A 24,588-nucleotide genomic window follows, 5' to 3' on the forward strand; every position below is an offset into this window, starting at 1 on the left:
CCGCCACGGACGCCACCACCCCGGCCGCCACACCCACCACCACGGCGCCGACCACCCCGGCGCCGACCATCACACCCACCACCCCGGTGCCTACCGCCACACCCACCACGAAGCCCACCGCCGCCGCCGACAGGACCCCGCCCGTCTTCTCCACCAAGCCGAACCTCGCCCTGGGGCTCGGCACGGTGAACACCACGGCCGTCCCGCTGGCCCTGAAGTGGAAGGCCACCGACGCGGGCGGCCTGAAGGAGGTCCGCCTCACCGCGCCGGTCGCGAAGACCTACGGCCCGACGGTCCTGAGCGCGAACCTCGCCGCCAAGCCCGGTGTGGCGACGACCTGGAGGATGACCGCGTACGACCGGGCGGGCAACACCGCCTCGGCCTCCGTGAGCGGCACCCCGGTGATCCTCCAGGAGACCTCGGCCACGAGGACGGGCACCTGGACGGCCAAGTCGTCGACCAGCTACCTGGGCGGCAAGTCGTACGGCAGCTCCACCAAGAACGCCTCGCTGACCTGGACCTTCACCGGCCGCTCGGCGGCCCTGGTGGTCTCGCGCGCCGCGACCTCCGGGCAGGTGTACGTCTACGTGGACGGCGTGAGGACCGCCACCGTGGACCTGAAGTCGACGACGACGAAGTACCGCGACGCGATCTGGACGAAGACCTGGTCCGCCAGTGCCAAGCACACGGTGAAGATCGTGGTCGTCGCCACCTCGGGCCGCCCGACGGTCACCACCGACGGGCTGGTCTACCTCAAGTAGCCGCTCTGCCGGAAGCAACCGGTCGGGAGACCCGACGGGGGCCACCGTGCCATGCTGGTGCGGTGGCCCTCGAAGATCTGGTCCGGTTGCGGCAGGCGCGCGACCGCATGGACCGCGAGTACACCGAGCCGCTCGACATCGCCGCGCTCGCCCGCACCGCGCTGATGTCCCCGGGACACTTCCAGCGCAGCTTCCGGGAGGCGTACGGCGAGACGCCCTACGCCTACCTCATGACCCGCCGGGTGGAGCGCGCCAAGACCCTGCTGCGCCGCGGCGACCTCAGCGTGACCGACGTGTGTCTCGCGGTCGGCTGCACCTCGCTGGGGTCCTTCAGCTCCCGGTTCACCGAGCTGGTCGGCGAGACCCCGAGCGCCTACCGGGCCCGCTCGCACGGCTCGCCCGAGGACCTCGCGGCGATCCCGCCCTGCGTGGCGCGCACCTTCACCCGCCCGAGACGATCGTTAGGTTCGAGACCATGGACCTGAAACTCAAGCAGTGCTTCATCGCCGTGGACGACCACGACAAGGCGCTCGCGTTCTACCAGGACGTCCTCGGCATGGAAGTCCGCAACGACGTCGGCTTCGAGAACATGCGCTGGGTGACCGTCGGCTCGCCGCTCCAGCCGGACGTGGAGATCGTGCTGGAGCCGCCGGGCGCGAGCCCGGACGCCTCCCCGGCCGACAAGGAGGCGATGGCCCGGCTGCTGGCCAAGGGCATGCTGCGCGGGGTCATCTTCACCACCACCGACTGCGAGGCGCTGTGCGAGCGCGTCCAGGACGCCGGCTACGACCTGCTCCAGGAGCCGATGGACCAGCCGTACGGAGTGCGCGACTGCGCGTTCCGGGACCCGGCGGGGAACATGCTGCGGTTCATCCAGCGAAACGACTGAACTGCGCCGCAGGGCCGTTGCCTACGATCACCGCATGGACATCCGCTGGACGTACGCCTTCGTGGACCGGCCCGCCGCGCACCTGGACCGGGCCCACGCCTTCTGGACCGCCGTCACCGGCACCGAACTGTCCGAACCGAGGGGCGAGCACGGTGAGTTCGCGACCCTGTTGCCGGACGGTGCCGACGCCTGCGTGAAGGTGCAGGGCGTCGCCGCCGGGGACGGCGGCGCGCACTTCTGTCTCTGTGTCGAGGACGTGGCGAAGTTCGCGGCCGAGGCGCTGCGGCTCGGCGCGCGGACGGTCGCCGAGCACGCGGGCTGGACCGTACTGCGTTCGCCCGGCGGGCCGTTGTTCTGCGTGGTGCCGTGGCACGGCGAGGCGGTCCGGCCTCCCGTGGTGCGGGGCAGCCGTCTCGACCAGGTCAGCCTCGACCTGCCGCCGTCGGTGTACGAGGACGAGATCGCCTTCTGGAGCGCCCTGTTGCTCGGCTGGGAGGCACGGCCCGGCTCGCTCCCCGAGTTCCATGTGGTCGCGCCGCCGGCCGGGCTGCCGGTGCGTATCCTCCTGCAACGCCTGGACGAGGAGCGCCCCGCCTCCGCCCATCTGGACCTGGCCTGCGCGGACATCGAGGCGACCGTCGCCGAGCACGAGCGGCTGGGCGCGGTGCCGGTGTCCCGCCACCGGCACTGGACGGTGATGCGGGACCCGGCCGGCGGCACGTACTGCCTGACCGGCCGCGACCCGGAGACCGGCGGCCTGCCCCGCCGCGCGGGTTAGGGACCTGTCACTTCCAGGTCTCCACGTCCACCACGGCGTCCACCGGGATGGGTCCGTAGACGTGCGGGAACTCCTCGCCGCCGGGCTCCGGCGCCTCGTACTTCACGGGTACGCCGAGCCGGGCGGGGTCCACGACCAGGACCACCAGGTCGTCGGGAGCGTCCGGCGCTCCGTACAGGAACGCGGCCACCCGCGGGAGTTGGGCGCGGGTCGAGCAGTGGATGAAGCCCTCCTCGGCGAGGGTGCGGCCACGGGTCGACATCGCGTACGCGCCGGCTTCGCGGGCCGCGTCCCACAGGGCGCGTTCGGTGATGTGCAAGAGGTACGGGTGTTCGGCCATGGGAACACGCTAGCCGTTCGGGCAAACCGCAGGCGGACCGTGACCGTGGGCGGACCGTGACCGTGGGCGGACCGTGACCGTGGGCGGCCGCGGACGGCGCGCTGCCCGGCCGGGTCCTCTCCCGACGGGCCGGGCACGTCCCGGCCGACCGGTTCAGGGGCCGTCCGCGCGGCGGCCCGTGGGGCCGGTCGCCGGGCCCGTCGCGGGACGGTTCGCGGGGCCCGTCGCGGGACGGTTCGCGGGGCCGGTCGCCGGATCGGTGGCGACACCGGCCGGGGCACCGGGCGCCGGGCCGGTCGTGGAGCCGGTCGTGGCACCGGTCCCGAGGCCGGTCACGGATCCGGCCGAAGAACCGGTCGGGGAACCGGTCGGGGAAGCGGTCGCGGAGCCGGGGTCCTCCCCCGGCGCGGCGCCGCCACCGGCGTACGCGTCGCAGGCGCGGTTCCGGCACGGGCCGGGACCCCACACGGGAACCCAGACGCCCAGGGTCTTGTACCGCCGGGCGGCCGTCCGGACGGGCTGTCCACAGACGGGACAGACATGTTCGTCTCTGTCCATGCCATCAGCGTAGGGCGGACCCGCGCTCCGCGCTCCCGGCCGCGACCGCCCCGCCGGAGGCCGCGGGCCCCGCACCCCGTGGGGAGGTGCGGGACCCGCGGGACCGGACCCCCCTGGCCGCCGTGGTCCGACGGGGCAGGGGGCCGGGTGGCCCCGCCGACTCCGGGGTCACCCGACCGGCGCTCAGTCGCTGCGCCGGGTCACGTACTCGGCCAGGGCGAGCAGACCGCCCGCGGACTCCGGCTCCGGGATCACCCGGGCCAGTTCTCCCATCGCCCGGGACATCCGGTCGGCCGCCTGGCTCTGCGCCCAGTCCCGGCCGCCGGCCCGCTCCACGGCGAGCGCGATGCGCGCCGTCCCCGCGGCGTCCCCCGTCCCGCACGGCACCGCGTACAGCTCGGCCAGCTCGGCGGCGGCGGGTGTGCCGGAGGTCAGCGCGGCGACCACAGGCAGCGACTTCTTGCGGGCGGTCAGGTCCGCTCCGGCCGGCTTGCCGGTGCGGTTCGGATCGCCCCAGATGCCGATCACGTCGTCGATGAGCTGGAAGGCCAGCCCGGCCTGGCGGCCGAACGTGTCGAGCGCTTCGACGTCGTCCTCGGCGGCCCCCGCGTACAGCGCGCCCAGGGCGCAGGCGCACCCCAGGAGCGCGCCCGTCTTGGCCTCGGCCATGGCGAGCACCTCGTCGAGGGTGACGTCGGCCGGGTCGCGCCGTTCCAGGGCCGTGTCCGCCTGCTGTCCTGCGCACAGTTCGACCACGCACGCGGCGAGCCGGGCGGCGGCCGCCGCGGACGCCAGGTGCGGGTCCTCGGCGAGCAGCCCGAGCGCCAGCGCCTGGACGGCGTCACCGGCGAGGATGGCGTCGGGGTCGCCGAACACGGTCCAGGCGGTGGGCCGGTGCCGGCGCGTGGTGTCGCGGTCCATCACGTCGTCGTGCAGCAGCGTGAAGTTGTGGATCAGCTCCACCGCGGCGGCCGCCCGTACGGCGCTCTCCCGTGCGCCCGGCCCGCCGAGCGCGGCGGCCGCGGTGAGCACGAGCGCGGGACGGATCGCCTTGCCCGCGTGGGCCGCCGCCGGTGTGCCGTCGGCGTGCTCCCAGCCGAAGTGGTAGAGCGCGACCCGGCGCATGGAACCCGGCAGCGAGTCGAGAGCCGCACGCAGCTCGGGGTCGACCGAGGCCCGCGCCCGCTCCAGGATCACCGCCGCCTCGTGCCCGTCGGCCGGACCGGGCCGCCCGTTCCCCGGGGCCTCGACGGTCGTCCGCCTTGCGAGCGTCTCGGTTCTCCCCTGTGTCGTGAACTCCGTCATGGAATCCCCCTCGAAGCAGCGGCGCACGGTGACGCGTCGGACACTTCCGCCCGGGCCGGGCGCACCCCCCTGGAGTGCACCCGGCCGGCCGGGCCGGAATCCGAGGTCCCGGCAGCCGAGTTCACCGCCAGCGGCCGATCTCGACGTTCTCCAGGACGCCGAGCGCGTCAGGCACCAGGACCGCGGCCGAGTAGTAGGCCGTCACCAGATAATTGATGATCGACTGTTCGTTGATGCCCATGAACCGCACCGACAGGCTCGGCTCGATCTCGTCCGGGATGCCGGACTGCCGCAGACCGACGACGCCCTGATCCTCCTGCCCCAGGCGCATCGCGATGATGGAGCTGGTGCGGGCCTCGGTGACCGGGATCTTGTTGCACGGGTAGATCGGGACGCCACGCCAGGTGGGGATGCGGTTCCCGCCGACGTCGATGGTCTCGGGGACGAGTCCGCGCTTGTTGAGTTCGCGGCCGAACGCGGAGATCGCGCGCGGATGGGCGAGGAACAGCTTCGTACCGCGCCGCCTGCTGAGCAGTTCGTCCATGTCGTCGGGGCTGGGGACGCCGTCGTGCGGCTGGAGCCGCTGGTCGTACTCGCAGTTGTGGAGCAGCCCGAACTGCCGGTTGTTTACCAGCTCGTGCTCCTGGCGTTCCTTCAACGCCTCGACGGTGAGCCTCAACTGCTGCTCGGTCTGGTTCATCGGCTGGTTGTAGAGGTCCGCCACGCGCGTGTGGATGCGCAGGACGGTCTGGGCGATGCTCAGTTCGTACTCGCGCGGCCTGGCGTCGTAGTCGACGAAGGTGTGCGGGATCTCGGGCTCGCCGGAGTGGCCGGCCGCGAGGTCGACGGCCTTCTCGCCGTACTTGTTGGTCCGCTGCTCGGGGATGGCGCGCAGCCGCCCGATGTGCTCACCCAGCGTGTCGGCGCGCTCCGCGATCTGGTCGAGGTCCTGGCGGGACAGGATCAGGACCGTGCACGCGGTGTCCGCGCGGGCGGTGTACTCCCAGATGGCCTCCGGGTCGACCAGTGCCGCCTCCCCGAAGTACGCGCCGTCGGCGAGGACGCCCAGCACGGCGTCGTCGCCGTAGGGGCCGGTGCCGACCTTCTCCACCCTGCCGTGCGCCAGCAGGTACACCTCGTCCGTGCGGCTGCCGAACGAGGCGATCAGCTCGCCCGGGGCGTACTCCCGCTGCCGGCAGCGCTGGGCCAGCTCGGCGAGCACCTCCTCGTCCTCGTAGTCCCGCAGGGCGGGCAGTTCGCCCAGCTCGGCGGGGATGACCTCCACCCGGTCCCCCGTCTTCACGAACGTGATGCGGCCGTCGCCGACCGCGTAGGTCAGGCGCCGGTTCACCCGGTACGTGCCGCCCTGCACGTCCACCCAGGGCAGCATGCGCAGCAGCCAGCGCGAGCTGATCTCCTGCATCTGAGGAGCGGACTTGGTGGTGGTGGCCAGGTTCCGCGCTGCGGCTGTGCCGAGGCTCTGCTGCGGCTTGCCCTGATCCGTGCGGACCTCTTCGCCTACCGACATTCTGAATTGCCCTCCCGTCATGCACCGGTGCCGTTCGCACCGGGCACCGATCTCGCGGACCAGCCTTCCATCACGGAGCGTGGCGGTGCTATTACCCGAAAGAGCGGGAATGGATCACCGGGCGCCGGGGCAGAAAGAGGGATCCCGAGCGGCCGTCCCCCGCTGCCGCAGCCGTGGACGAGTGTCCGGACCGGGACAGGTGTCCGACAATGGCGGGATGACCGGCCCCGACGTCCTCGCCTCCCTGCGGCCCCGGCTGCCCTCGCCGCTCCAGGAGGTCGAGGACGTCAGGTTCGCCCGGCACGGCGTCCGGCTGCTGCTCAAGCGCGACGATCTGATCCACCCGGAGCTGATCGGCAACAAGTGGCGCAAGCTGGCGCCGAACCTCGACGCGGCGGCGGGGCGGCCGATCGTCACGTTCGGGGGCGCGTACTCCAACCATCTGCGCGCCACCGCCGCGGCCGGCCGCCTCCTGGGGCTGCGCACCACCGGCGTGGTGCGGGGGCAGGAGCTGGCCGACCGTCCCCTCAACCCTTCTCTGGCCCGCTGCGCGGCCGACGGGATGCGGCTGCACTTCGTCGACAGGTCGACGTACCGGGCGAAGGCCGAGCCGCGGACCCTGGCCGCGATCCTGCGGGCGGCCCACGCCGAGGACGCCCACGTCGTTCCCGAGGGCGGCAGCAATGTCGAGGCGGTCCGCGGCTGTGTGTCCCTCGGCGGCGAGCTGAGCGGCCTCGCGGACGTGGTGGCGGTCGCCTGCGGCACCGGCGGCACCCTGGCCGGCCTGGCCGCCGGGCTCGCCCCTGACCAGCGTGCTCTGGGCATACCGGTCCTCAAGGGCGGCTTCCTGACCGCCGAGATACAGACGCTGCAGGAGCGGGCGTTCGGCCGCCGCCGCGGCGTCTGGTCCCTCGACGACCGCTTCCACTTCGGCGGCTACGCCCGCACCACCCCCGAACTCGACGCCTTCGCCGCGGACTTCGAACAGCGTCACGGTCTGCCCGTGGAACGTCTCTATGTCGCCAAGTTGCTGTACGGACTTGTCATCCTCGCCGAGGAGGGCCGGCTGGCTCCGGGAAGCACCCTCGCGGCGGTGATCACCGGCCGCCCGTGACCGGCGGACGCCCGCCCGCCACGAGCGTCCACAGACCCGCCACGAGCGTTCACGGACCCGTCACGGGCGACCGCACGGCCGACCCGAGCGACGCACACGCGGGTCACGGCTGTGCCGCACGGCTGCCCCGCCCGACGCACACGCCGGTCACCACGGTCCCGCACGGCCGCCCCCGCCCGACGCACACGCCGTTCGCGGCCGCGCCGCGCGGCCGCCCCCGGCCGCCACGCGCGCGGGTGCTCACGCCGCCTCGCGATAGGCCGCCGCCTCCTCCAGGTCCAGTCGGCGCAGCAGGGTGCGCAGCATCTCGTCGTCGATGTAGCGGCCGTCGCGCAGCTTCACGAAGACCTCGCGCTCGGTGCCGATCATCTTCCTGGACAGCCGGCGGTAGGTGTCGTCGACGGTCTCGCCGGTGATCGGGTTGACCTGGCCGAGCCGCTCCCAGACGGCGTTGCGGCGGCGCTCCAGGACCATGCGCAGGCGGTCGGCGAGCGGGGGCGGGAGGGCGTTGCGCTCGTCGGCGAGGAGCTCCTCCAGGTGCCGCTCGGCGGCCCGTGAGGCCTGCGCCTGCGCGTTGGCCTCGGCGAGGGTCGCGGCCTGCGGGTCGGGCTCCGGGAGCTTCAGGAGCCGGATCAGCGGGGGCAGGGTCAGCCCCTGCACCACCAGCGTGCCGATGACGGTGGTGAAGGTCAGGAAGAGGATCAGATTGCGCTGCGGGAAGGGCGCGCCGCCGTGGTGCACGGTCATCGGGATGGAGAAGGCGATGGCCAGCGAGACCACGCCGCGCATCCCGGCCCAGGAGGTGATCATCGCTCCCTTCCAGGTGGGGTTCTCCTCGCGTTCCCGGATCCGCGCCGACAGCAGTCGCGGCAGGAAGGTCGCCGGATACACCCACACGAACCGGGCCGCGACGACCACCAGGAAGAGGACCACCGCGTACCAGGCGGCGTCTGCGCCCTCGTCCGCGCCGAGTCCGCGCAGGACGACGGGCAGCTGGAGGCCGATCAGCGCGAAGACCGCCGACTCCAGGACGAAGGCCACCATCTTCCACACTGCCTCCTCCTGGAGCCGGGTGGCGAAGTCGACCTCCCACGCGCGGTGGCCCAGATAGAGGGCGACGACGACCACGGCGAGGACCCCGGAGGCGTGGAACTGCTCGGCGACCGCGTAGGCGACGAACGGGATCAGCAGGGACAGCGTGTTCTGGATGAGCGGTTCCGTCAGGTGGGTGCGCAGCCAGTGCAGCGGCGCCATCAGGACCAGGCCGACCCCGACGCCGCCGACCGCCGCGACCAGGAACTCGCCGACCCCGCCGGCCCAGGTGGCGCCCTCGCCCACGGCGGCCGCGAGGGCCACCTTGTAGGCGGTGATGGCGGTGGCGTCGTTGAGGAGCGACTCGCCCTGGAGGACCGTGGTGATCCGGGAGGGGAGCCCGACCCGGCGGGCCACCGCCGTGGCCGCGACCGCGTCCGGCGGCGCCACCACCGCGCCCAGCACCAGGGCCGCCGTCAGCGGCATCCCCGGCACGATCCGGTACACCGCCCAGCCGACCACGAAGGTCGCGAAGAGCACGTACCCGACCGACAGCAGCGCCACCGGACGCAGCTGGGCGCGCAGGTCGAGGTAGGAGCTGTCGGTGGCCGAGGTGTACAGCAGCGGGGGCAGCAGCAGCGGCAGGACGACGTCCGGGTCGAGGGTGTAGTCCGGCACCCCCGGCAGATACGACACCATCAGGCCGACCGCGACCAGCAGCAGCGGCGCCGGCACCGGGGTGCGCCTCGCCGCCGCGGCGATCGCCGCACTCCCCGCCACCAGCAACAGCAGTGGCATCACGTCCATGACCCTCGCCCGCCCTCGTTTTCCGCGCGGCCGACCGTGCGACCGTCGTAATCTGGCAATCATGAAACAGTGCACGCACTCGGACGCACTCCCACACCCGGAACCCGAGGCGCTGAGCGCCACGTGTCCGGAGTGCCTGGTGGCCGGCACGCACCCGGTGCAGCTGCGTCTGTGCCTGACGTGCGGCCACGTCGGCTGCTGCGACTCGTCGCCGGGACGGCACGCCACCGGACATCACACGGACTCCGGCCACCCGGTGATGCGGACCTTCGAGCCGGGCGAGGACTGGCGTTGGTGCTTCGTGGATCACGTCCTCGTGTGACCCTGGACGGGCGCCCGCGAGACCGTCCGACAGGTACGGTTCGACCGTCTGACGTCTGGGTACGTCAACCCGGCGCGCGCTCTTCCCATTTGGGCCCGCAAACCCCTAGCCACGGAGCGTATCCGTAGGTTTACTATGAGTGACAGCAAGGGGTTGGGGTCCGGGGGACAGCAAAGTCGGGCGCGCGATAGCGTCACCGCTGAACCACACTTCGTGTCACCCCGGGGGGCGACCCTCGGCCCCGAATAGCTTGTACCACCTTGGAGGTGAGGGTGTCCCAGATCGCAGGCGAGCCCGCGACCCAGGACTTCGTGGAAGTCCGGCTGCCGGCTGCGGGTGCCTACCTGTCGGTGCTGCGGACGGCCACGGCCGGCCTCGCGGCCCGTTTGGACTTCACCCTGGACGAGATCGAGGACCTGCGCATCGCCGTGGACGAGGCCTGCGCGATCCTGCTCCAGCAGGCCGTGCCGGGCTCCGTGCTCAGCTGTGTCTTCCGGCTCGTCGACGACTCGCTCGAAGTGACCGTCTCGGCGCCGACCACCGATGGTCACGCTCCGTCACGGGACACCTTCGCCTGGACCGTGCTGTCCGCCCTCGCGGGCAAGGTCTCCTCCGCCGTGGACGAGGACAAGACCGTGTCGATCAGCCTCTACAAACAGCGCGGCGCGGGACCCGGGCCGGCGTGAGGAACGGGGACGGGCCGGTGCGGGACGAAGAGCGCGGCGCGCGGGGGCTGCCGGCCGAGAACACCGACCTGGACGGCTCCCGACGCATGGCGGACGGCATCGACGGAATCCCCGAGCCGGCCCGGCCGCATCCGGAGGAGCACACCTCGGAGGCCGGTCTCCCGGACGACGACGGGCAGCGGGATCGGGAAGGTGCCGTGCAGGGCGCGCCTCGGGAGCGGCGGTCCGGGGGCTTCCCCGGCCGGGCCGAGGCGAGAGCTCGGGGAAGGGCAACGGGCGGGACGATGAGCGAGCACGAGCGAGACGAGAAGCCGGACGTGCAGAGCGCGCCGCAGGCCACGCAGCACGACCCACAGGACCGCAGCGGAGCACGGGCCCTGTTCGTCGAACTGCGCCAGCTCAAGGAGGGCAGCGCCGAGTACGCGGAGCTGCGCAACCGGCTGGTCCGCATGCATCTGCCGCTCGTCGAGCATCTCGCGCGGCGCTTCCGCAACCGCGGCGAGCCGCTCGACGACCTCACCCAGGTCGCCACCATCGGCCTGATCAAGTCGGTCGACCGCTTCGACCCCGAGCGCGGTGTCGAGTTCTCGACCTACGCGACACCGACGGTCGTCGGTGAGATCAAGCGGCACTTCCGCGACAAGGGCTGGGCGGTGCGGGTGCCCCGCCGGCTCCAGGAGCTGCGCCTCGCCCTCACCACGGCGACCGCGGAGCTCTCGCAGCAGCACGGCCGCTCGCCCACGGTGCACGAGCTCGCCGAGAAGCTGGCCATCTCGGAGGAAGAGGTCCTGGAGGGCCTGGAGTCCGCGAACGCGTACTCGACGCTGTCCCTGGACGTCCCCGACACCGACGACGAGTCCCCGGCGGTCGCCGACACCCTCGGCGCGGAGGACGAGGCGCTGGAGGGCGTGGAGTACCGGGAGTCGCTCAAGCCGCTCCTGGAGGACCTCCCACCGCGCGAGAAGCGGATCCTGCTGCTGCGATTCTTCGGCAACATGACCCAGTCGCAGATCGCGCAGGAGGTCGGCATCTCCCAGATGCATGTCTCCCGTCTACTGGCGCGCACCCTGGCGCAGCTGCGGGAGAAGCTGCTCGTGGAGGAGTAGCGGCTCGCGGAGGAGCGGCGGTTACTTCGGCTCGTCCTGCTGCCGCGCGTTTCCGGGCCCCCGGATCCCGAGGGCCCGGGTCGTCTCCGCGTTGACGAGCAGCACGAGGGAGGCGACGGCCGCGATCGCCAGCGCGATACCGGCCGGGATCGCCGCGCTGTCGGCCTGGAGCAGCGTGTAGGCCACCGGCAGCGCCATGATCTGCGTGACGAGGGCCGGGCCCCGGCTCCAGCTGCGCCGGCCGAGCAGACCGCGGGCGGCGAGCAGCGGCAGCAGGGAGAGCGCGATCAGCGTCACCCCGCCGGTCACCCCCTGCGTGCGGTCGCCCGGGTCGCCGGTGAGTCCGAGCGCCAGGATCCACACGCCTCCGACGAGCAGCGCGAGCCCTTCGAGGGCGGAGAGCGCGGCGGCGTACGTCAGCCGCCGCGGGCGGGGGCCGGCGTTCTCCGGCGTGATCTCGGTCTCGGAACTGGAGGGGCTCTGGCTGCTCACCCGAGAAGGGTAGCCCGGTCGGCCCGGCCTTCCGTGTCGAGCCTCACGTCCCTCTCTCTTACCGGATCCCTACCTCGGTCTGGGCCGGGTACCACCCAGTAGGTACGCTGCACCCCATGCGTGCACTTCTCGTGGTCAATCCGGCGGCAACCACCACAAGCGCACGTACGCGCGATGTGCTGATCCACGCGCTCGCGAGCGAGATGAAGCTCGAAGTGGCCACCACCGAGTACCGGGGGCACGCGCGCGACCTGGGCCGTGAGGCGGCCGAGAGCGACGACGTCGAGCTGGTCGTGGCGCTCGGCGGCGACGGCACGGTCAACGAGGTCGTCAACGGCCTGTTGCACTCCGGCCCCGACCCGGACCGGCTGCCCGGCCTCGCCGTGGTCCCCGGCGGTTCCACCAATGTCTTCGCCCGCGCCCTGGGGCTGCCGAACGACGCCGTCGAGGCGACCGGTGCCCTGCTGGACGCCCTGCGCGAGGGCCGCGAGCGCACGGTCGGCCTCGGTCTCACCTCCGGTACGCCCGGCACGGACGACGAGTCCGTCCCGTCCCGCTGGTTCACCTTCAACGCGGGCCTGGGTTTCGACGCGGGTGTGGTCGGCCGGGTCGAGCAGCAGCGCGAGCAGGGCAGGAAGTCGACGCACGCGCTGTACGTGCGTCAGGTCGTCCGGCAGTTCCTCGGGGAGCAGCACCGGCGGCGCGGCACGATCGCGGTGGAGCGGCCCGGCGAGGACCCGGTCACCGATCTGGTGGTCGCCATAGTCTCGAACACGTCCCCTTGGACGTATCTCGGCAATCGCCCGATGTACACGTCGCCTAAGGCCTCGTTCGATAAGGGTCTCGACGTACTCGGTCTCAGCCGACTGTCCACGGCGGCGGTTGCCCGGTATGGCACACAGTTGCTCACTTCGTCCCCGGAGCGGGGACCCCATGGCAGGCATGCGACCTCACTGCACGACCTCGACCAGTTCACCTTGCATTCGAAGGTGCCACTGCCCCTCCAGATGGACGGCGACCACCTGGGACTGCGTACGAGCGTGACGTTCACAGGCGTTCGCCGTGCACTGCGTGTGATTGTGTGAGTGGAACGGGCCAAAGTCCTTTCACTCGAACGTTTAGGCCAGGATCCACCCCATGGAAGTACGGCTGTGACCTAGTCGACACCGAGGAATCAAAAAAAACTTTTCAGAAGGGGTTGTATCCGCCGTCGAGGTTTGCGAGTCTCTTCCTGGCGATCGGGACGGCCCCGCAACACCAGCCTCCACAGATCACCGGAACCCCTCAACACACAAGGACCACGCCAGAGAACCTGGCGGGCGGCCCTTCACTTGTTGAGGGATTCGTGAAAGCGTTCACATTCACAAGCAACTTGCATGTAATACCAAGGAGAGGTAGCAGCCATGGACTGGCGTCACAACGCCGTTTGCCGCGAGGAAGACCCCGAGCTCTTCTTCCCCATCGGCAACACCGGTCCTGCGCTGCTGCAGATCGAGGAAGCCAAGGCCGTCTGCCGTCGCTGCCCCGTTATGGATCAGTGTCTGCAGTGGGCGCTCGAGTCCGGCCAGGACTCCGGCGTCTGGGGTGGTCTCAGCGAGGACGAGCGTCGCGCGATGAAGCGCCGCGCCGCCCGCAACCGGGCTCGTCAGGCCTCCGCCTGACCACACCCACCCCGCTAACAGCCTGAGCTTGGCGGCGCGTACAGCGAGTACGCAACTCCCGCCCCCGAGCCGCAGCGCGCAGTACCCCCGATGCGCTTAGCAGTAAAAAGCAGCAACGAGCTTCAGCCCCGGATCACCCAGTGGTCCGGGGCTCAATGCTGTCCGGGGCCGTTCGGGCGAAGTGCCCGGCGGCGGACCCGACCACCGACGGCAGCCGGGCGGCCGGCCCTCCCTCGCGCCTACTTCTGCGCGCGGACCGGAATGTCCAGGATCACTTGGGTGCCGCGCTCCGGTGCCGGGACCATGTCGAAGCTGCCGCCCAACTCCCCCTCCACCAGCGTCCGTACGATCTGGAGGCCGAGGTTGCCCGAGCGGTGCGGGTCGAAGCCCTCGGGCAGACCGACGCCGTCGTCCTGGACGGTGACCAGCAGCCGGCCCTCCTTCGTCGTCCCGCCGCGGACCGCGGAGACCTCGACCGTGCCCGTGTCGCCCTCGCGGAAGCCGTGTTCGAGGGCGTTCTGGAGGATTTCCGTCAGCACCATGGACAGCGGGGTGGCGACCTCCGCGTCCAGGATGCCGAACCGGCCGGTGCGCCGGCCGGTGACCTTGCCCGGGGAGATCTCCGCGACCATCGCGAGGACACGGTCGGCGATCTCGTCGAACTCGACCCGTTCGTCGAGGTTCTGGGAGAGCGTCTCGTGCACGATCGCGATCGAGCCCACCCGGCGCACGGCCTCCTCCAGCGCCTCGCGGCCACGCTCGGAGTCGATGCGCCGGGCCTGGAGCCTCAGCAGCGCGGCCACCGTCTGGAGGTTGTTCTTCACCCGGTGGTGGATCTCCCGGATGGTCGCGTCCTTGGTGATCAATTCCCGCTCGCGGCGGCGCAGTTCGGTGACGTCCCGCAGCAGCACCAGTGAACCGATGCGGGTGCCCTTGGGCTTGAGCGGGATCGCGCGGAACTGGATGACCCCGTCGTTGGCCTCGATCTCGAACTCGCGCGGCGCCCAGCCGCTGGCGACCTTGGCCAGCGCCTCGTCCACCGGACCCCGGGTCGGGGCGAGTTCCGCGGTGAGCTGGCCCAGGTGCTGGCCGACGAGGTCCGAGGCGAGGCCCAACCGGTGGTAGGCGGAGAGCCCGTTGGGGGACGAGTACTGCACGATGCCGTCCGCGTCGAGGCGGATCAGCCCGTCGCCGACGCGCGGCGAGGCGTCCATGTCGACCTGCTGGCCGGGGAACGGGAAGGAGCCCGCGGCGATCATCTGCGCCAGGTCCGAGGCGCTCTGGAGGTAGGTGAGCTCCAGGCGGCTCGGGGTGCGCACGGTGAGCAGGTTGGTGTTGCGGGCGATCACGCCGAGGACGCGCCCCTCGCGCCGTACGGGGATCGACTCGACCCGGACCGGGACCTCCTCGCGCCACTCCGGGTCGCCCTCGCGCACGATCCGGCCCTCGTCCAGGGCCGCGTCCAGCATGGGGCGGCGCCCGCGCGGGACGAGGTGGCCGACCATGTCGTCCTGGTAGGAGGTGGGGCCGGTGTTGGGCCGCATCTGGGCGACGGATACGTACCGGGCGCCGTCGCGGGTGGGCACCCACAGGACCAGGTCGGCGAAGGAGAGGTCGGAGAGCAGCTGCCACTCCGAGACCAGCAGGTGAAGCCACTCGAGGTCGGAGTCGTCGAGGGCCGTGTGCTGGCGTACGAGTTCGTTCATGGAGGGCACGTGTGCGAGCGTACCCGCCGGTTTGTACCAGCCCTAAAACAGCCGGTCCGTCCGCCCTGGAACACCCGCGGGCCGCGGCGCCTGGGAGGGACCCTCAGCCCTCCGTCGGCACCGCAGCCCGGAGCAATATTCGGCCGCGGGGTGTGCGGTCCCGTTCGGCCGAAGGATGAGGAACCGGGGCAGTCAGGGCAGAGAGCACCGGATCCTCGGTCCGCTCTCCTGTGCGGGGAGAACGGAGGCTTGTTGTGTTGTCGTCCGTCCCTAGCATTCTGGACTAGACCACTTGACCTGTCCATGCGTCGGAGGCCGCTTGTTGACGGCGTTTCGCAGTCGACGCCACGCAGCCTAGCCCGCCGGGGTCACCGACGGGACCAGATGTTCACGGCAATTTCCGCGACTGCCTCCGGTTCCTCCCCGCTCACCCCGTACCGCGGCCGCCGGAGCTCACCCTGGGCCACCGGCGCGGCACACCGGGCGAGCGCGACCCCGGCTCCCCGGCGCATCCGTAGCCTGGGAGACAAGGGTCCGCTCTGCTAGATTGGTCTAAACCACATAGTCCTTCCAGCCCCTTCTCCAGCTCTCTCCAGAACGGCAGGCCCAGCGTGGAAGTTGTCATCGTTCCGGACGCCGCATCGGGCGGCGAGCTCATCGCCGAGGCCATGGCGCAGCTGCTGCGGCGCAAGCCCGACGCGCTGCTCGGCGTGGCCACCGGCTCGACCCCGCTGCCCGTCTACCAGGCGCTGACGGCGAAGGTGCGCTCCGGCGCCGTGGACGCCTCGCGGGCGCGCATCGCCCAGCTCGACGAGTACGTGGGGCTGCCCGCCGACCACCCCGAGTCCTACCGCTCGGTGCTGCGCCGCGAGGTGCTGGAGCCGCTCGGCCTCGGGATGCCGGCGTTCCTGGGGCCCGACGGCACGGCCGAGGACGTGCCGGAGGCCTGCGCGGCGTACGACCGGGCGCTGGCCGAGGCCGGCGGTGTGGACCTCCAGCTGCTCGGCATCGGGACCGACGGGCACATCGGGTTCAACGAGCCCTGCTCCTCGCTCGCCTCGCGCACCCGCATCAAGACGCTGACCCAGCAGACCCGCGTGGACAACGCGCGCTTCTTCGACGGCGACATCGACCAGGTGCCCCACCACGTCATCACCCAGGGCATCGGCACCATCCTGGAGGCACGGCACCTGGTGCTACTCGCCACCGGCGAGGGCAAGGCCGACGCGGTCGCCGCGACCGTGGAGGGACCGGTGGCGGCGGTATGCCCGGCCTCGGCGCTCCAGCTCCACCCGCACGCCACGGTCGTCGTCGACGAGGCCGCCGCCTCCAAGCTCAAGCTCGCGGCCTACTTCCGGCAGACCTACGCCGACAAGCCGCAGTGGCAGGGGATCTGACCGGGTCCCACGGACACGACGAAGGCGCCGGGCTCCCCCGAGAGGGCCCGGCGCCTTCGCGTCGTGGAGACGTCCCTAACGGCCTGCGACGACCTCCGCCGCCGCCCGTCCGCACACCCGGGCCGCGCCGTGGGTGGCGATGTGCAGGGCGCCGCGGGGCGCGGACTGGGGTACGCCCATCTCGACCACGACCGTGTCGGGGCGGGCCGCCAGCAGGGCGTCGAGCGCCGTCGCCATCCAGGGGTGCCGGTGCTCGTCGCGGACGACGGCGACGATCCGCCGCTCCCCCGCCGCCGCCAGCGCCGCGGGACCCGCGTCCGCGCCGGTGAAGCTGCCCGTCCGCGTCCCCGGCAGCAGACCGGCGAGTTCGGCGGCCACCCCCCAGGGGGTCTCGTCGCCGACGGCGATGTTCGCGACCGGGGTGAAGGCCGCCACGTACGGGGCCTCGACGGGCGGCGTGTACGAGTCGGCGCCGGTCACCGTGAGGGCGCGCCGGGCGGCCACGAGCCCCACGTCGGAGCGGACCTCCTGGGTGCGCACGTCGGCCGTGGCTGTCCAGCGGGCCAGCTCGCGCACCCGGCGCGCCGCGTCCGCCAGCCGTTCCTCGGGCAGTTCGCCGGAGCGCACGGCCGCGACGAGGGCGTCGCGCAGACGTCGTACCGTCTCGTCGTCGGCCAGGCCGCCGCCCACGCAGATCGCGTCGGCGCCGGCCGCGACGGCGAGGACACTGCCGCGCTCGATGCCGTAGGTGGCGGCGATGGCCTGCATCTCCATGCCGTCGGTGACGATCAGCCCGTCGTAGCCGAGTTCGCCGCGCAGCAGGCCGGTGAGGATGCGGCGGGACAGTGTCGCCGGGTGCTCCGGGTCCAGGGCGGGGACCAGGATGTGGGCGCTCATGACCGCCCGGGTGCCGGCGGCGATCGCCGCGCGGAACGGGACCAGCTCGCGCTCGGCGAGCACGTCGGCGTCCACGTCGATGCGGGGCAGCGCGTGGTGGGAGTCGACGGCCGTGTCGCCGTGGCCCGGGAAGTGCTTGGTGCAGGCGGCGACGCCCGCCGACTGGAGCCCGGTGACGTAGGCGGCCGTGTGCCGGGCGGTCAGCGCGGTGTCGGCGCCGAACGAACGGACCCCGATGACCGGGTTCGCGGGGTTGGAATTGACGTCCGCGGAGGGTGCCCAGTTCAGGTTGACGCCGCAGTCCGCGAGCCGGCGGCCCAGCTCGAAGGCCACCTCCCGGGTCAGCTCGACGTCGTCCACCGCGCCGAGGGCGTGGTTGCCGGGGAAGCTGGAACCGGTGCGCACCTCCAGACGCGTGACGTCGCCGCCCTCCTCGTCGATCGCGACGAGCACGTCGTCGCGCTCGGCGCGCAGCTGCGCGGTCAGGACGGCGAGCTGCTCGGGCGAGGCGATGTTGCGGCCGAAGAGGCCGACGGAGGCGAGGCCCTCACCGAGGCGGCGCAGCAGCCAGTCGGGGGCCGTGGTGCCGGTGAAACCGGGCTGGAGGACCGTCAGCGCGTCGCGGGTCAGCGTGTCGGTGCCGCTGGCGAATGTCGTCATCGGATGGGGTTATCCCTTCACGGCTCCGGCGGTCAGGCCGCTGACGGCCCTGCGCTGGAGGAAGACGAAGAGGATCAGGATCGGGACGGCGAAGAGCGAGGACGCGGCCATGGTCGCGCCCCAGTCGTCGCCGAAGGCGGTCTGGAAGCTGGACAGCCACAGCGGGAGCGTCTGGGACTCGGCCTCCTTGTTGAGGACCAGGACCAGCGGGAACTCGTTCCAGGCGGTGATGAAGCCGAACAGCGAGGTGGACATCAGGCCCGGGGCGAGCAGCGGCAGGATGACCCGGCGGAAGGCCTGGCCGCGGGTGCAGCCGTCGACCATGGCCGCCTCCTCCAGCTCCCTGGGCACCGCGGCGACGAAGCCGCGCAGCGTCAGGACGGTGAACGGCAGGATCATCATCATGTAGAAGACCGTCAGCGGGACGAGGCTGTTCAGCATCGACGCGTCGCGCACGATCATGTACATCGCGATGACCATGACCTCCCAGGGGGCCATCTGCGCCAGCATGAAGCCGATGACGAAGCCGCGCCGCCCCCGGAACCGCATCCGCGCCAGCGCGAAGGCCGCGACGAGGGCGATGACCAGCGAGAACACGACCGCGAGGATCGTGACGACCAGGGAGTTGCCGACATACGTCCAGAAGTGGTCGACGCCGGTCGCCTTCTGGAAGTGCTCGAACGTGACGTCGGTCGGGAACCAGACCGGGTCCTCCGCGATGATGTCGCCGGTCGGCTTGAAGGCCGTGGCGAACATCCAGTACACGGGGAAGACGAAGCCGACGAACAGGACGGCGGCCGTGACGTTGGGCCACAGGCGGCCGAAGAGCGAGCGCTTCACAGCTCGTCCTCCTCTTGCTTGAGCACGATCCGCAGGTAGTAGGCGGTGACGCCGAGCAGGATCAGGATGGTCAGCACGGCGATCGCCGCGCCCATGCCGTAGTGCTGGTTGCCGACGCCCTCGATGTAGGCGTAGACGGGAAGGGTCTCGGTGAGCCGGTCGGGGCCGCCGCCGTTGATGGTGAAGACCTGCACGAACGCCTTGAAGACCCAGATGATCTCCAGGAACGTGGTCGCGTAGAGGAAGGGCCGCAGGAACGGCAGGGTGACCGTGGTGAAGCTCTTCCACACGCCGGCGCCGTCGAGGGCCGCCGCCTCGTACAGTTCGCCGGGGATGGTGGTGGTGGCCGCGTACAGGTTGATCGCGACGAACGGTATGGACTGCCAGACGATCAGCAGGGTGACCACGAAGAAGGTCGAGAACTGGCCGCTGGTCCAGCTGTAGTCGGCCATGGAGTGCCAGCCGAGCTTGTCCAGCACCCAGTTGACGACACCGAAGCGCTGGGCGAACAGCCACTGGTAGACGGTGGTCGCGGCGACCACGGGCATCGCCCAGGCCAGCACCAGACCGATCATCAGGGTCACCCGCATCCGCTTGCCGAGGCGGGCGAGCAGCAGGCCGACCAGCGTGCCCAGCAGCATGATCAGGACGACGTTGACGGCCGTGAACGCCAGCGTGCGCAGGGTGACGCGCCAGAAGTCCTCGCCGGTGAGGACTTCCTTGTAGTTGTCGATGCCGTTCCACTCGGTGACATGCTGGATCAGCTGTCCCATGTTGAGGTTCTGGAACGACAGCAGCAGGTCCTTCAGCAGCGGCCAGCCGAGCAGCAGCACGGTGGCCGCGCAGGCCGGCAGCAGCAGGAGGTACGGGGCGAGCGCGCCGGTGCGCTCGGCGGCTCTTGGTTGGGGCCTGCCGGGTCCGTCGTCCGACTTGCGGACGTCCGCCGGACCGGAGGGCGGCCGTTCGGTCTGCACGGTCATGCTCGCCATCTCTTCTCTCGACCGGGTCGACGCCAGGGCGGGGGCCGTCGCAAGGACGGCCCCCGCCTCCTGCGGAGCGTTACTGCTGCTGCGCCAGGCGCTTGTTGAAGTCGCCCTCGACCTGCTTGGCGGCCTCGGCCGGGGACTTGCCGTTCAGCACGGCCGTCATGAAGGTCTTGACCGGGTTGGGCGCGTTCTCGACCGCGGCCCACTCCGGGATCAGCGGCGTGGTGCCACCGCCCGCGGCGGCCGGCGCGGCGGCCTCGGCGGCGGCGTTGCCCGCCAGGTTGCTCTGGAGCGACTCCTTGTTCGGGATGACGCCGTTGATCTTGGCCAGCTCGCCCTCGTACTGGTCGGACAGGGCGATCTTCAGGAACTCCTTGGCGAGCTCCTGCTTCTTGCTGCCCGCCGCGACGGCGAGGTTGGAGCCGCCGAGGAAGACACCCTCGGGCTTGTCGGCCGTGGCACCGGGGATGGTGAAGTAGCCGATCTCCTTCTCGATGGCCGGGTTGGCCTTGATCGCGGTGCCGGCCTCCCAGCCCATGCCGATGATGGCGCCGACGTTGCCCTTGCCGAAGACCTCGCCCTGCTGCGGGGTGGCCTCGTCCTTGTCCTTGGGCGCCTTGGACAGCGCCTGGAACTTCTTGTAGGTCTCCATGGCGGCGGCGACCTTCGGGTCGGCCAGGTTGGAGACGTACTTGTCGCCGTCCTTCTTGACCAGCTCGGCGCCCTCGCCGATGGTCAGGCCGACGAAGTGGTACCAGTTCTGGCCCGGCAGGTAGATCGGCTCGGCCTTGGTCTTGGAACCGATCTGCTTGAGGTCGGCGTAGAACTCGTCACGCGTCTTGGGCGTGTCCTTGATGCCGGCGTCGGCCCAGACCTTCTTGTTGTAGATGACGACGCGGTTGGCGAAGTACCAGGGCGCCGCGTACTGCTTGTTCTCGAAGACCGAGGAGTTGTTCAGCGCCGCGGTCCAGTCGGCGCCGATGGAGCTCTTCAGGTCGGCGAGCTCGGCCAGGCCGCCGGTCTTGGCGTAGGCGGGCGTCTGGGTGTTGCCGATCTCGAAGACGTCCGGCGGGTTCTCCTCCGACAGCGCCGTGGTCAGCTTCTGCTGGATGCCGTTCCACTGCTGGACCTCGAACTTGACCTTCGCCTGCGTCTTCTTCTCGAAGGCGGCGGCCACGTCCTTCTGCCACTGGTCGGGAGCGGAGCCGTCCATGACCCACACGGTGAGGGTCTGGCCCTTGTTGCTGCCGCCGGTCGCGGCCTTGTCGTCGTCCTTGCCACCGCACGCCGCGACGGAGAAGATCATGCCCGCGATACCGATCGCGGCTACCAGCTTGCGCTTCACGCCACCCTCCTCAGGGATGCCACAAACCCCCCTGCCTCCCCGCGGTGACCGTCAACGCGCCGTACCGCCCATGGGGCCGGGACTGGACCAATGGTGTAGACCAGTAAGCGGGAGCTTGGCCCAGACCAATAGGGCTGTCAAGGGTGTTCGAGCGGGGTCGAGTCGTCCGTTACGTGACCGCGATATGCAGGGACTTTTCATTTCGCAAGGCACCAGAACGGACGCCCCCATTCCCTTGGACCACACCCATCACAGCAGTACCTTGGACTAGACCAACCAGGGGCTCGACGGTATACAGAGGGGATCACGGAGCGTGCGAGGTCACCCGCAGGGGACACCATGCACACGAAGCCGTGCCACGATGTGAGCCGTGGCCGACGGACATGTCGGTCGCTTCGGCACCGGAAGCCGGGAAGGCGGAGCATGAGCACCGACGTCAGCAGTGCGGAGAACGAGGGTGGGGCGACCGTCCGTACCGCGCGCGTGCCCAAGTACTACCGCCTGAAGAAGCACCTGCTGGACATGACGGAGACCCAGTCGCCCGGCACCCCGGTGCCGCCCGAGCGGACCCTGGCGGCCGAGTTCGACACCTCGCGCACCACGGTCCGCCAGGCGCTCCAGGAACTCGTCGTCGAGGGCCGCCTCGAACGCATCCAGGGCAAGGGCACCTTCGTCGCCAAGCCGAAGGTCTCGCAGGCGCTCCAACTCACCTCGTACACCGAGGACATGCGCGCCCAGGGCCTCGAACCCACCTCGCAGCTCCTGGACATCGGGTACATCACCGCCGACGACACCCTCGCCGGCCTGCTCGACATCACCGCGGGCGGCCGCGTACTGCGCATCGAGCGGCTGCGCATGGCCAACGCCGAGCCGATGGCCATCGAGACCACCCACCTTTCGGCCAAGCGCTTCCCCGCGCTGCGCAGGTCGCTGGTGAAGTACACCTCCCTCTACACCGCCCTCGCCGAGGTCTACGACGTCCACCTCGCGGAGGCCGAGGAGACCATCGAGACCTCGCTGGCCACCCCGCGCGAGGCGGGTCTGCTCGGCACCGACGTCGGCCTGCCCATGCTGATGCTGTCCCGGCACTCGCTGGACATGAACGGCCGTCCCGTGGAGTGGGTGCGGTCGGTCTACCGGGGCGACCGGTACAAGTTCGTCGCGCGGCTGAAGCGCCCGCAGGACTGACCCGGCCCCGGCGTTTGCAGGCCCCGGGGCTGGACACACCCGGGGCCGCGGTACACCCATCGCGCCCCCGTTGTACGCCAGTTGTACGAACGAGGGGTTCCGTTCCCGTGACGCCGTGACCTAGATTGCCTGCGCGTCATAGGCGATCTACGAGGGGACGGAACGCCAGATGTCAGAAGCCCCAGAAGTGACCCGAGAGCCGGTGATGACGCCTGCGCGCGCCGTCATCGGCCTCTGCCTCGTCGCGCCCTTCGTGGCGATGCTGTGGGTCGGTTCCTACGCCAAAACGGATCCGACGTTCATCGGGATCCCGTTCTTCTACTGGTACCAGATGCTGTGGGTGCTGCTCTCCACGGCGCTGACGACGACCGCCTACCAGCTGTGGCAGCGCGACCAGCGCGCCCGCGCCGCCCGGAAGGGGGGTGCGTCGCAGTGAAGGACGGGGTCAACGGCGTCGCGCTCGGCGTCTTCGTCTTCTTCTTCCTGGCCGTCACGGCCCTGGGCTTCCTGGCCGCGCGCTGGCGCAGGGCCGACAACGAGCACACCCTCGACGAATGGGGTCTGGGCGGCCGCTCCTTCGGCACCTGGATCACCTGGTTCCTGCTCGGCGGCGACCTGTACACGGCGTACACCTTCGTCGCCGTGCCGGCCGCGGTCTACGCGGCGGGTGCCGCGGGCTTCTTCGCGGTGCCGTACACGATCCTGGTCTATCCGCTGATCTTCACCTTCCTGCCCCGGCTGTGGTCGGTGTCCCATCGGCACGGATACGTCACCACGTCGGACTTCGTGCGCGGCCGCTTCGGCTCCAAGAGCCTGTCGCTGGCCGTGGCCGTCACCGGCATCCTGGCCACCATGCCGTACATCGCGCTCCAACTGGTCGGCATCCAGGCCGTGCTGGACGTGATGGGCGTCGGCGGCGGCGAGAACAGCAACTGGTTCGTGAAGGACCTCCCGCTGCTCATCGCGTTCGCCGTGCTGGCCGCCTACACCTACTCCTCGGGGCTGCGCGCCCCCGCCCTGATCGCGTTCGTGAAGGACACCCTGATCTACATCGTGATCGCGGTGGCCATCATCTACATCCCGATCAAGCTCGGCGGGTTCGACGAGATCTTCAAGGCGGCCGGCGACAAGTACACGGCGGCCGGTGCGGGCGGGCTCGTACCGCCCGAGGCGGGCCAGTGGACGTACGCCACCCTGGCGCTCGGTTCGGCGCTGGCGCTGTTCATGTACCCGCACTCGATCACGGCGACGCTGTCCAGTCGCAGTCGCGACGTGATCCGCCGCAACACCACGATCCTGCCGCTGTACTCGCTGATGCTGGGCCTGCTCGCCCTGCTCGGCTTCATGGCGATCGCGGCCGGGGTGAAGGTGACCAACGGCCAGCTGGCGATCCCCCAGCTCTTCGAGAACATGTTCCCGGACTGGTTCGCGGGTGTGGCGTTCGCCGCCATCGGCATCGGCGCCCTGGTCCCGGCGGCCATCATGTCCATCGCGGCCGCGAACCTCTTCACCCGCAACATCTACAAGGACTTCATCAAGCCCGACGCGACCCCGAAGCAGGAGACCCAGGTCTCCAAGCTGGTGTCGCTGCTGGTGAAGGTGGGTGCCCTGGTCTTCGTCCTCACCATGGACAAGACGGTCGCGATCAACTTCCAGCTGCTCGGCGGCATCTGGATCCTCCAGACCTTCCCGGCCCTGGTCGGCGGTCTGTTCACCCGCTGGTTCCACCGCTGGGCGCTGCTGGCGGGCTGGGCCGTGGGCATGGTGTACGGCACGTTCGCCGCGTACGGGGTGGCCTCGCCGACCCAGAAGCACTTCGGCGGCAGCTCGAAGGAGATCCCCGGCATCGGCGAGATCGGCTACATCGGTCTGACGGCGTTCGTGCTCAACGTGGCCGTCTCGGTGGTCCTCACCTTCGTCCTGAAGGCCCTCAAGGCTCCCGAGGGCGTCGACGAGACCAGCCCGCAGGACTACACGGCGGACGCGGGCGACCCGGGCGTACAGGTGGAACTGCCGCCCGCCACGGCCGGATCGGCGCACTGACACCGGCGCGTCGAGAGCCGCGCGCCGAGACCGGCGCGGGACGCTGAACCACCTCTCCGCCGGGTCACCGGGCGGGGGCGAGGGGCGGCGGGGCGACCAGGCCCCGCCGCCCCTGCGCGTCCCCCCCCCTGTCTCTTATACACATCT

Annotated in this window: 24 protein-coding genes and 1 pseudogene; 14 read left to right on the forward strand and 11 right to left on the reverse strand. The window is 71.0% G+C overall.

Translation table 11 applies throughout. The annotated features are described in order from the left end of the window. From FNH09_RS28355 to FNH09_RS28370, 4 genes and pseudogenes are all read left to right on the forward strand, one after another. Positions 1-761 (forward strand): annotated as a pseudogene (locus tag FNH09_RS28355) (N-acetylmuramoyl-L-alanine amidase); the annotation flags it as partial. 62 nt (positions 762-823) lie between these two features. Further along, complete coding sequence (locus FNH09_RS28360; RefSeq protein WP_338017709.1) at positions 824-1,246, forward strand: helix-turn-helix transcriptional regulator; 423 nt, start codon at positions 824-826, stop codon at positions 1,244-1,246. Continuing rightward, on the forward strand, positions 1,237-1,650 hold the full coding sequence (locus tag FNH09_RS28365) for a VOC family protein (RefSeq protein WP_152892760.1): 414 nt from the start codon (positions 1,237-1,239) through the stop codon (positions 1,648-1,650). Before FNH09_RS28360 ends, FNH09_RS28365 begins: the two co-directional genes overlap by 10 nt. A 34-nt stretch (positions 1,651-1,684) precedes the next feature. Further along, positions 1,685-2,428 carry a VOC family protein gene (locus tag FNH09_RS28370; RefSeq protein WP_152892761.1) on the forward strand — a complete coding sequence of 248 codons (744 nt, stop codon included), beginning with the start codon at positions 1,685-1,687 and terminating at the stop codon, positions 2,426-2,428. Between the two features lie 7 nt (positions 2,429-2,435). Here FNH09_RS28370 and FNH09_RS28375 read toward each other — a convergent pair whose 3' ends face one another. From FNH09_RS28375 to FNH09_RS28390, 4 genes are all read right to left on the reverse strand, one after another. Continuing rightward, positions 2,436-2,768, reverse strand: a complete 333-nt coding sequence (locus FNH09_RS28375; RefSeq protein ID WP_152892762.1) for a DUF952 domain-containing protein — start codon at positions 2,766-2,768, stop codon at positions 2,436-2,438. A 153-nt stretch (positions 2,769-2,921) separates the two neighbouring features. Next, positions 2,922-3,326, reverse strand: a complete 405-nt coding sequence (locus tag FNH09_RS28380; RefSeq protein ID WP_152892763.1) for a hypothetical protein — start codon at positions 3,324-3,326, stop codon at positions 2,922-2,924. A gap of 183 nt (positions 3,327-3,509) precedes the next feature. Further along, on the reverse strand, positions 3,510-4,631 hold the full coding sequence (locus tag FNH09_RS28385) for a family 2 encapsulin nanocompartment cargo protein polyprenyl transferase (RefSeq protein ID WP_152892764.1): 1,122 nt from the start codon (positions 4,629-4,631) through the stop codon (positions 3,510-3,512). A 121-nt stretch (positions 4,632-4,752) separates the two neighbouring features. Continuing rightward, the gene (locus tag FNH09_RS28390; RefSeq protein ID WP_152892765.1) at positions 4,753-6,159 is read right to left on the reverse strand and encodes a family 2B encapsulin nanocompartment shell protein; all 1,407 of its coding nucleotides are present in this window, start codon (positions 6,157-6,159) and stop codon (positions 4,753-4,755) included. 217 nt (positions 6,160-6,376) lie between these two features. Between FNH09_RS28390 and FNH09_RS28395 the strand changes: the two genes are divergently transcribed. Next, entirely contained in the window at positions 6,377-7,273 is an 897-nt protein-coding gene (locus tag FNH09_RS28395) for a 1-aminocyclopropane-1-carboxylate deaminase/D-cysteine desulfhydrase (RefSeq protein ID WP_152892766.1), read from the forward strand. Positions 7,274-7,513: 240 nt separating this feature from the next. Here the strand turns inward: FNH09_RS28395 and FNH09_RS28400 are convergent, their stop codons facing one another. Further along, complete coding sequence (locus FNH09_RS28400; protein WP_152892767.1) at positions 7,514-9,112, reverse strand: Na+/H+ antiporter; 1,599 nt, start codon at positions 9,110-9,112, stop codon at positions 7,514-7,516. A gap of 61 nt (positions 9,113-9,173) precedes the next feature. Between FNH09_RS28400 and FNH09_RS28405 the strand changes: the two genes are divergently transcribed. The 3 genes from FNH09_RS28405 to FNH09_RS28415 all read left to right on the forward strand — a co-directional run bounded on the left by FNH09_RS28405 (position 9,174) and on the right by FNH09_RS28415 (position 11,226). Then, positions 9,174-9,434 carry a UBP-type zinc finger domain-containing protein gene (locus FNH09_RS28405; protein ID WP_152892768.1) on the forward strand — a complete coding sequence of 87 codons (261 nt, stop codon included), beginning with the start codon at positions 9,174-9,176 and terminating at the stop codon, positions 9,432-9,434. A 272-nt stretch (positions 9,435-9,706) separates the two neighbouring features. Continuing rightward, a complete protein-coding gene (locus FNH09_RS28410; RefSeq protein ID WP_004925829.1) occupies positions 9,707-10,120 on the forward strand; it encodes an ATP-binding protein in 414 nt (137 codons plus the stop codon). Beyond that, positions 10,117-11,226 (forward strand): SigB/SigF/SigG family RNA polymerase sigma factor, encoded by a 1,110-nt coding sequence (locus tag FNH09_RS28415; RefSeq protein ID WP_162469232.1) that lies wholly within the window; start codon positions 10,117-10,119, stop codon positions 11,224-11,226. Before FNH09_RS28410 ends, FNH09_RS28415 begins: the two co-directional genes overlap by 4 nt. Positions 11,227-11,247: 21 nt before the next feature. Here the strand turns inward: FNH09_RS28415 and FNH09_RS28420 are convergent, their stop codons facing one another. After that, on the reverse strand, positions 11,248-11,718 hold the full coding sequence (locus FNH09_RS28420) for a hypothetical protein (RefSeq protein ID WP_162469233.1): 471 nt from the start codon (positions 11,716-11,718) through the stop codon (positions 11,248-11,250). A 116-nt stretch (positions 11,719-11,834) separates the two neighbouring features. Between FNH09_RS28420 and FNH09_RS28425 the strand changes: the two genes are divergently transcribed. Both FNH09_RS28425 and FNH09_RS28430 read left to right on the forward strand, forming a co-directional pair. Next, the gene (locus FNH09_RS28425; RefSeq protein WP_152892769.1) at positions 11,835-12,803 is read left to right on the forward strand and encodes a diacylglycerol/lipid kinase family protein; all 969 of its coding nucleotides are present in this window, start codon (positions 11,835-11,837) and stop codon (positions 12,801-12,803) included. Positions 12,804-13,121: 318 nt separating this feature from the next. After that, positions 13,122-13,379: a WhiB family transcriptional regulator gene (locus FNH09_RS28430; protein ID WP_006142322.1), complete on the forward strand. Its 258-nt coding sequence runs from the start codon at positions 13,122-13,124 to the stop codon at positions 13,377-13,379. 239 nt (positions 13,380-13,618) lie between these two features. Here FNH09_RS28430 and FNH09_RS28435 read toward each other — a convergent pair whose 3' ends face one another. Next, positions 13,619-15,085, reverse strand: coding sequence for a sensor histidine kinase (locus FNH09_RS28435; RefSeq protein ID WP_152892778.1), 1,467 nt, complete (start codon positions 15,083-15,085; stop codon positions 13,619-13,621). 611 nt (positions 15,086-15,696) lie between these two features. Here FNH09_RS28435 and nagB point away from each other — a divergent pair. Then, positions 15,697-16,482, forward strand: coding sequence for a glucosamine-6-phosphate deaminase (gene nagB / locus FNH09_RS28440; protein WP_162469234.1), 786 nt, complete (start codon positions 15,697-15,699; stop codon positions 16,480-16,482). A gap of 75 nt (positions 16,483-16,557) precedes the next feature. On the opposite strand, the gene FNH09_RS28445 is transcribed toward nagB, so the two are convergent. The 4 genes from FNH09_RS28445 to FNH09_RS28460 form a co-directional block, all read right to left on the reverse strand. Beyond that, complete coding sequence (locus FNH09_RS28445; RefSeq protein WP_152892771.1) at positions 16,558-18,039, reverse strand: glycoside hydrolase family 3 protein; 1,482 nt, start codon at positions 18,037-18,039, stop codon at positions 16,558-16,560. Positions 18,040-18,048: 9 nt separating this feature from the next. Then, complete coding sequence (locus FNH09_RS28450) at positions 18,049-18,879, reverse strand: ABC transporter permease subunit (RefSeq protein WP_162469235.1); 831 nt, start codon at positions 18,877-18,879, stop codon at positions 18,049-18,051. Then, positions 18,876-19,859 (reverse strand): carbohydrate ABC transporter permease, encoded by a 984-nt coding sequence (locus FNH09_RS28455; protein ID WP_152892772.1) that lies wholly within the window; start codon positions 19,857-19,859, stop codon positions 18,876-18,878. Before FNH09_RS28455 ends, FNH09_RS28450 begins: the two co-directional genes overlap by 4 nt. A 79-nt stretch (positions 19,860-19,938) precedes the next feature. After that, positions 19,939-21,210 carry an extracellular solute-binding protein gene (locus FNH09_RS28460; protein WP_162469236.1) on the reverse strand — a complete coding sequence of 424 codons (1,272 nt, stop codon included), beginning with the start codon at positions 21,208-21,210 and terminating at the stop codon, positions 19,939-19,941. Positions 21,211-21,633: 423 nt separating this feature from the next. Here FNH09_RS28460 and FNH09_RS28465 point away from each other — a divergent pair, with 423 nt between their 5' ends. From FNH09_RS28465 to mctP, 3 genes are all read left to right on the forward strand, one after another. Then, positions 21,634-22,398, forward strand: coding sequence for a GntR family transcriptional regulator (locus FNH09_RS28465; RefSeq protein WP_152892773.1), 765 nt, complete (start codon positions 21,634-21,636; stop codon positions 22,396-22,398). Between the two features lie 169 nt (positions 22,399-22,567). Continuing rightward, positions 22,568-22,834 carry a DUF3311 domain-containing protein gene (locus FNH09_RS28470; protein WP_152892774.1) on the forward strand — a complete coding sequence of 89 codons (267 nt, stop codon included), beginning with the start codon at positions 22,568-22,570 and terminating at the stop codon, positions 22,832-22,834. Then, positions 22,831-24,441, forward strand: coding sequence for a monocarboxylate uptake permease MctP (gene mctP, locus FNH09_RS28475; RefSeq protein WP_162469237.1), 1,611 nt, complete (start codon positions 22,831-22,833; stop codon positions 24,439-24,441). Before FNH09_RS28470 ends, mctP begins: the two co-directional genes overlap by 4 nt. Positions 24,442-24,588 lie beyond the last annotated feature (147 nt).

Source organism: Streptomyces adustus (genome assembly GCF_009377175.1).
GTDB lineage: Bacteria > Actinomycetota > Actinomycetes > Streptomycetales > Streptomycetaceae > Streptomyces > Streptomyces adustus.

Excerpts from the sequence above, each read along its gene's own strand:
- FNH09_RS28365 (WP_152892760.1), top strand. The coding sequence starts at position 1,237 with ATGGACCTGAAACTCAAGCAGTGCTTCATCGCCGTGGACGACCACGAC.
- FNH09_RS28370 (WP_152892761.1), top strand. The coding sequence starts at position 1,685 with ATGGACATCCGCTGGACGTACGCCTTCGTGGACCGGCCCGCCGCGCAC.
- FNH09_RS28375 (WP_152892762.1), bottom strand. The coding sequence starts at position 2,768 with ATGGCCGAACACCCGTACCTCTTGCACATCACCGAACGCGCCCTGTGG.
- FNH09_RS28380 (WP_152892763.1), bottom strand. The coding sequence starts at position 3,326 with ATGGACAGAGACGAACATGTCTGTCCCGTCTGTGGACAGCCCGTCCGG.
- FNH09_RS28385 (WP_152892764.1), bottom strand. The coding sequence starts at position 4,631 with ATGACGGAGTTCACGACACAGGGGAGAACCGAGACGCTCGCAAGGCGG.
- FNH09_RS28390 (WP_152892765.1), bottom strand. The coding sequence starts at position 6,159 with ATGTCGGTAGGCGAAGAGGTCCGCACGGATCAGGGCAAGCCGCAGCAG.
- FNH09_RS28395 (WP_152892766.1), top strand. The coding sequence starts at position 6,377 with ATGACCGGCCCCGACGTCCTCGCCTCCCTGCGGCCCCGGCTGCCCTCG.
- FNH09_RS28400 (WP_152892767.1), bottom strand. The coding sequence starts at position 9,112 with ATGGACGTGATGCCACTGCTGTTGCTGGTGGCGGGGAGTGCGGCGATC.
- FNH09_RS28405 (WP_152892768.1), top strand. The coding sequence starts at position 9,174 with ATGAAACAGTGCACGCACTCGGACGCACTCCCACACCCGGAACCCGAG.
- FNH09_RS28425 (WP_152892769.1), top strand. The coding sequence starts at position 11,835 with ATGCGTGCACTTCTCGTGGTCAATCCGGCGGCAACCACCACAAGCGCA.
- FNH09_RS28430 (WP_006142322.1), top strand. The coding sequence starts at position 13,122 with ATGGACTGGCGTCACAACGCCGTTTGCCGCGAGGAAGACCCCGAGCTC.
- FNH09_RS28435 (WP_152892778.1), bottom strand. The coding sequence starts at position 15,085 with ATGAACGAACTCGTACGCCAGCACACGGCCCTCGACGACTCCGACCTC.
- FNH09_RS28445 (WP_152892771.1), bottom strand. The coding sequence starts at position 18,039 with ATGACGACATTCGCCAGCGGCACCGACACGCTGACCCGCGACGCGCTG.
- FNH09_RS28455 (WP_152892772.1), bottom strand. The coding sequence starts at position 19,859 with ATGACCGTGCAGACCGAACGGCCGCCCTCCGGTCCGGCGGACGTCCGC.
- FNH09_RS28465 (WP_152892773.1), top strand. The coding sequence starts at position 21,634 with ATGAGCACCGACGTCAGCAGTGCGGAGAACGAGGGTGGGGCGACCGTC.
- FNH09_RS28470 (WP_152892774.1), top strand. The coding sequence starts at position 22,568 with ATGTCAGAAGCCCCAGAAGTGACCCGAGAGCCGGTGATGACGCCTGCG.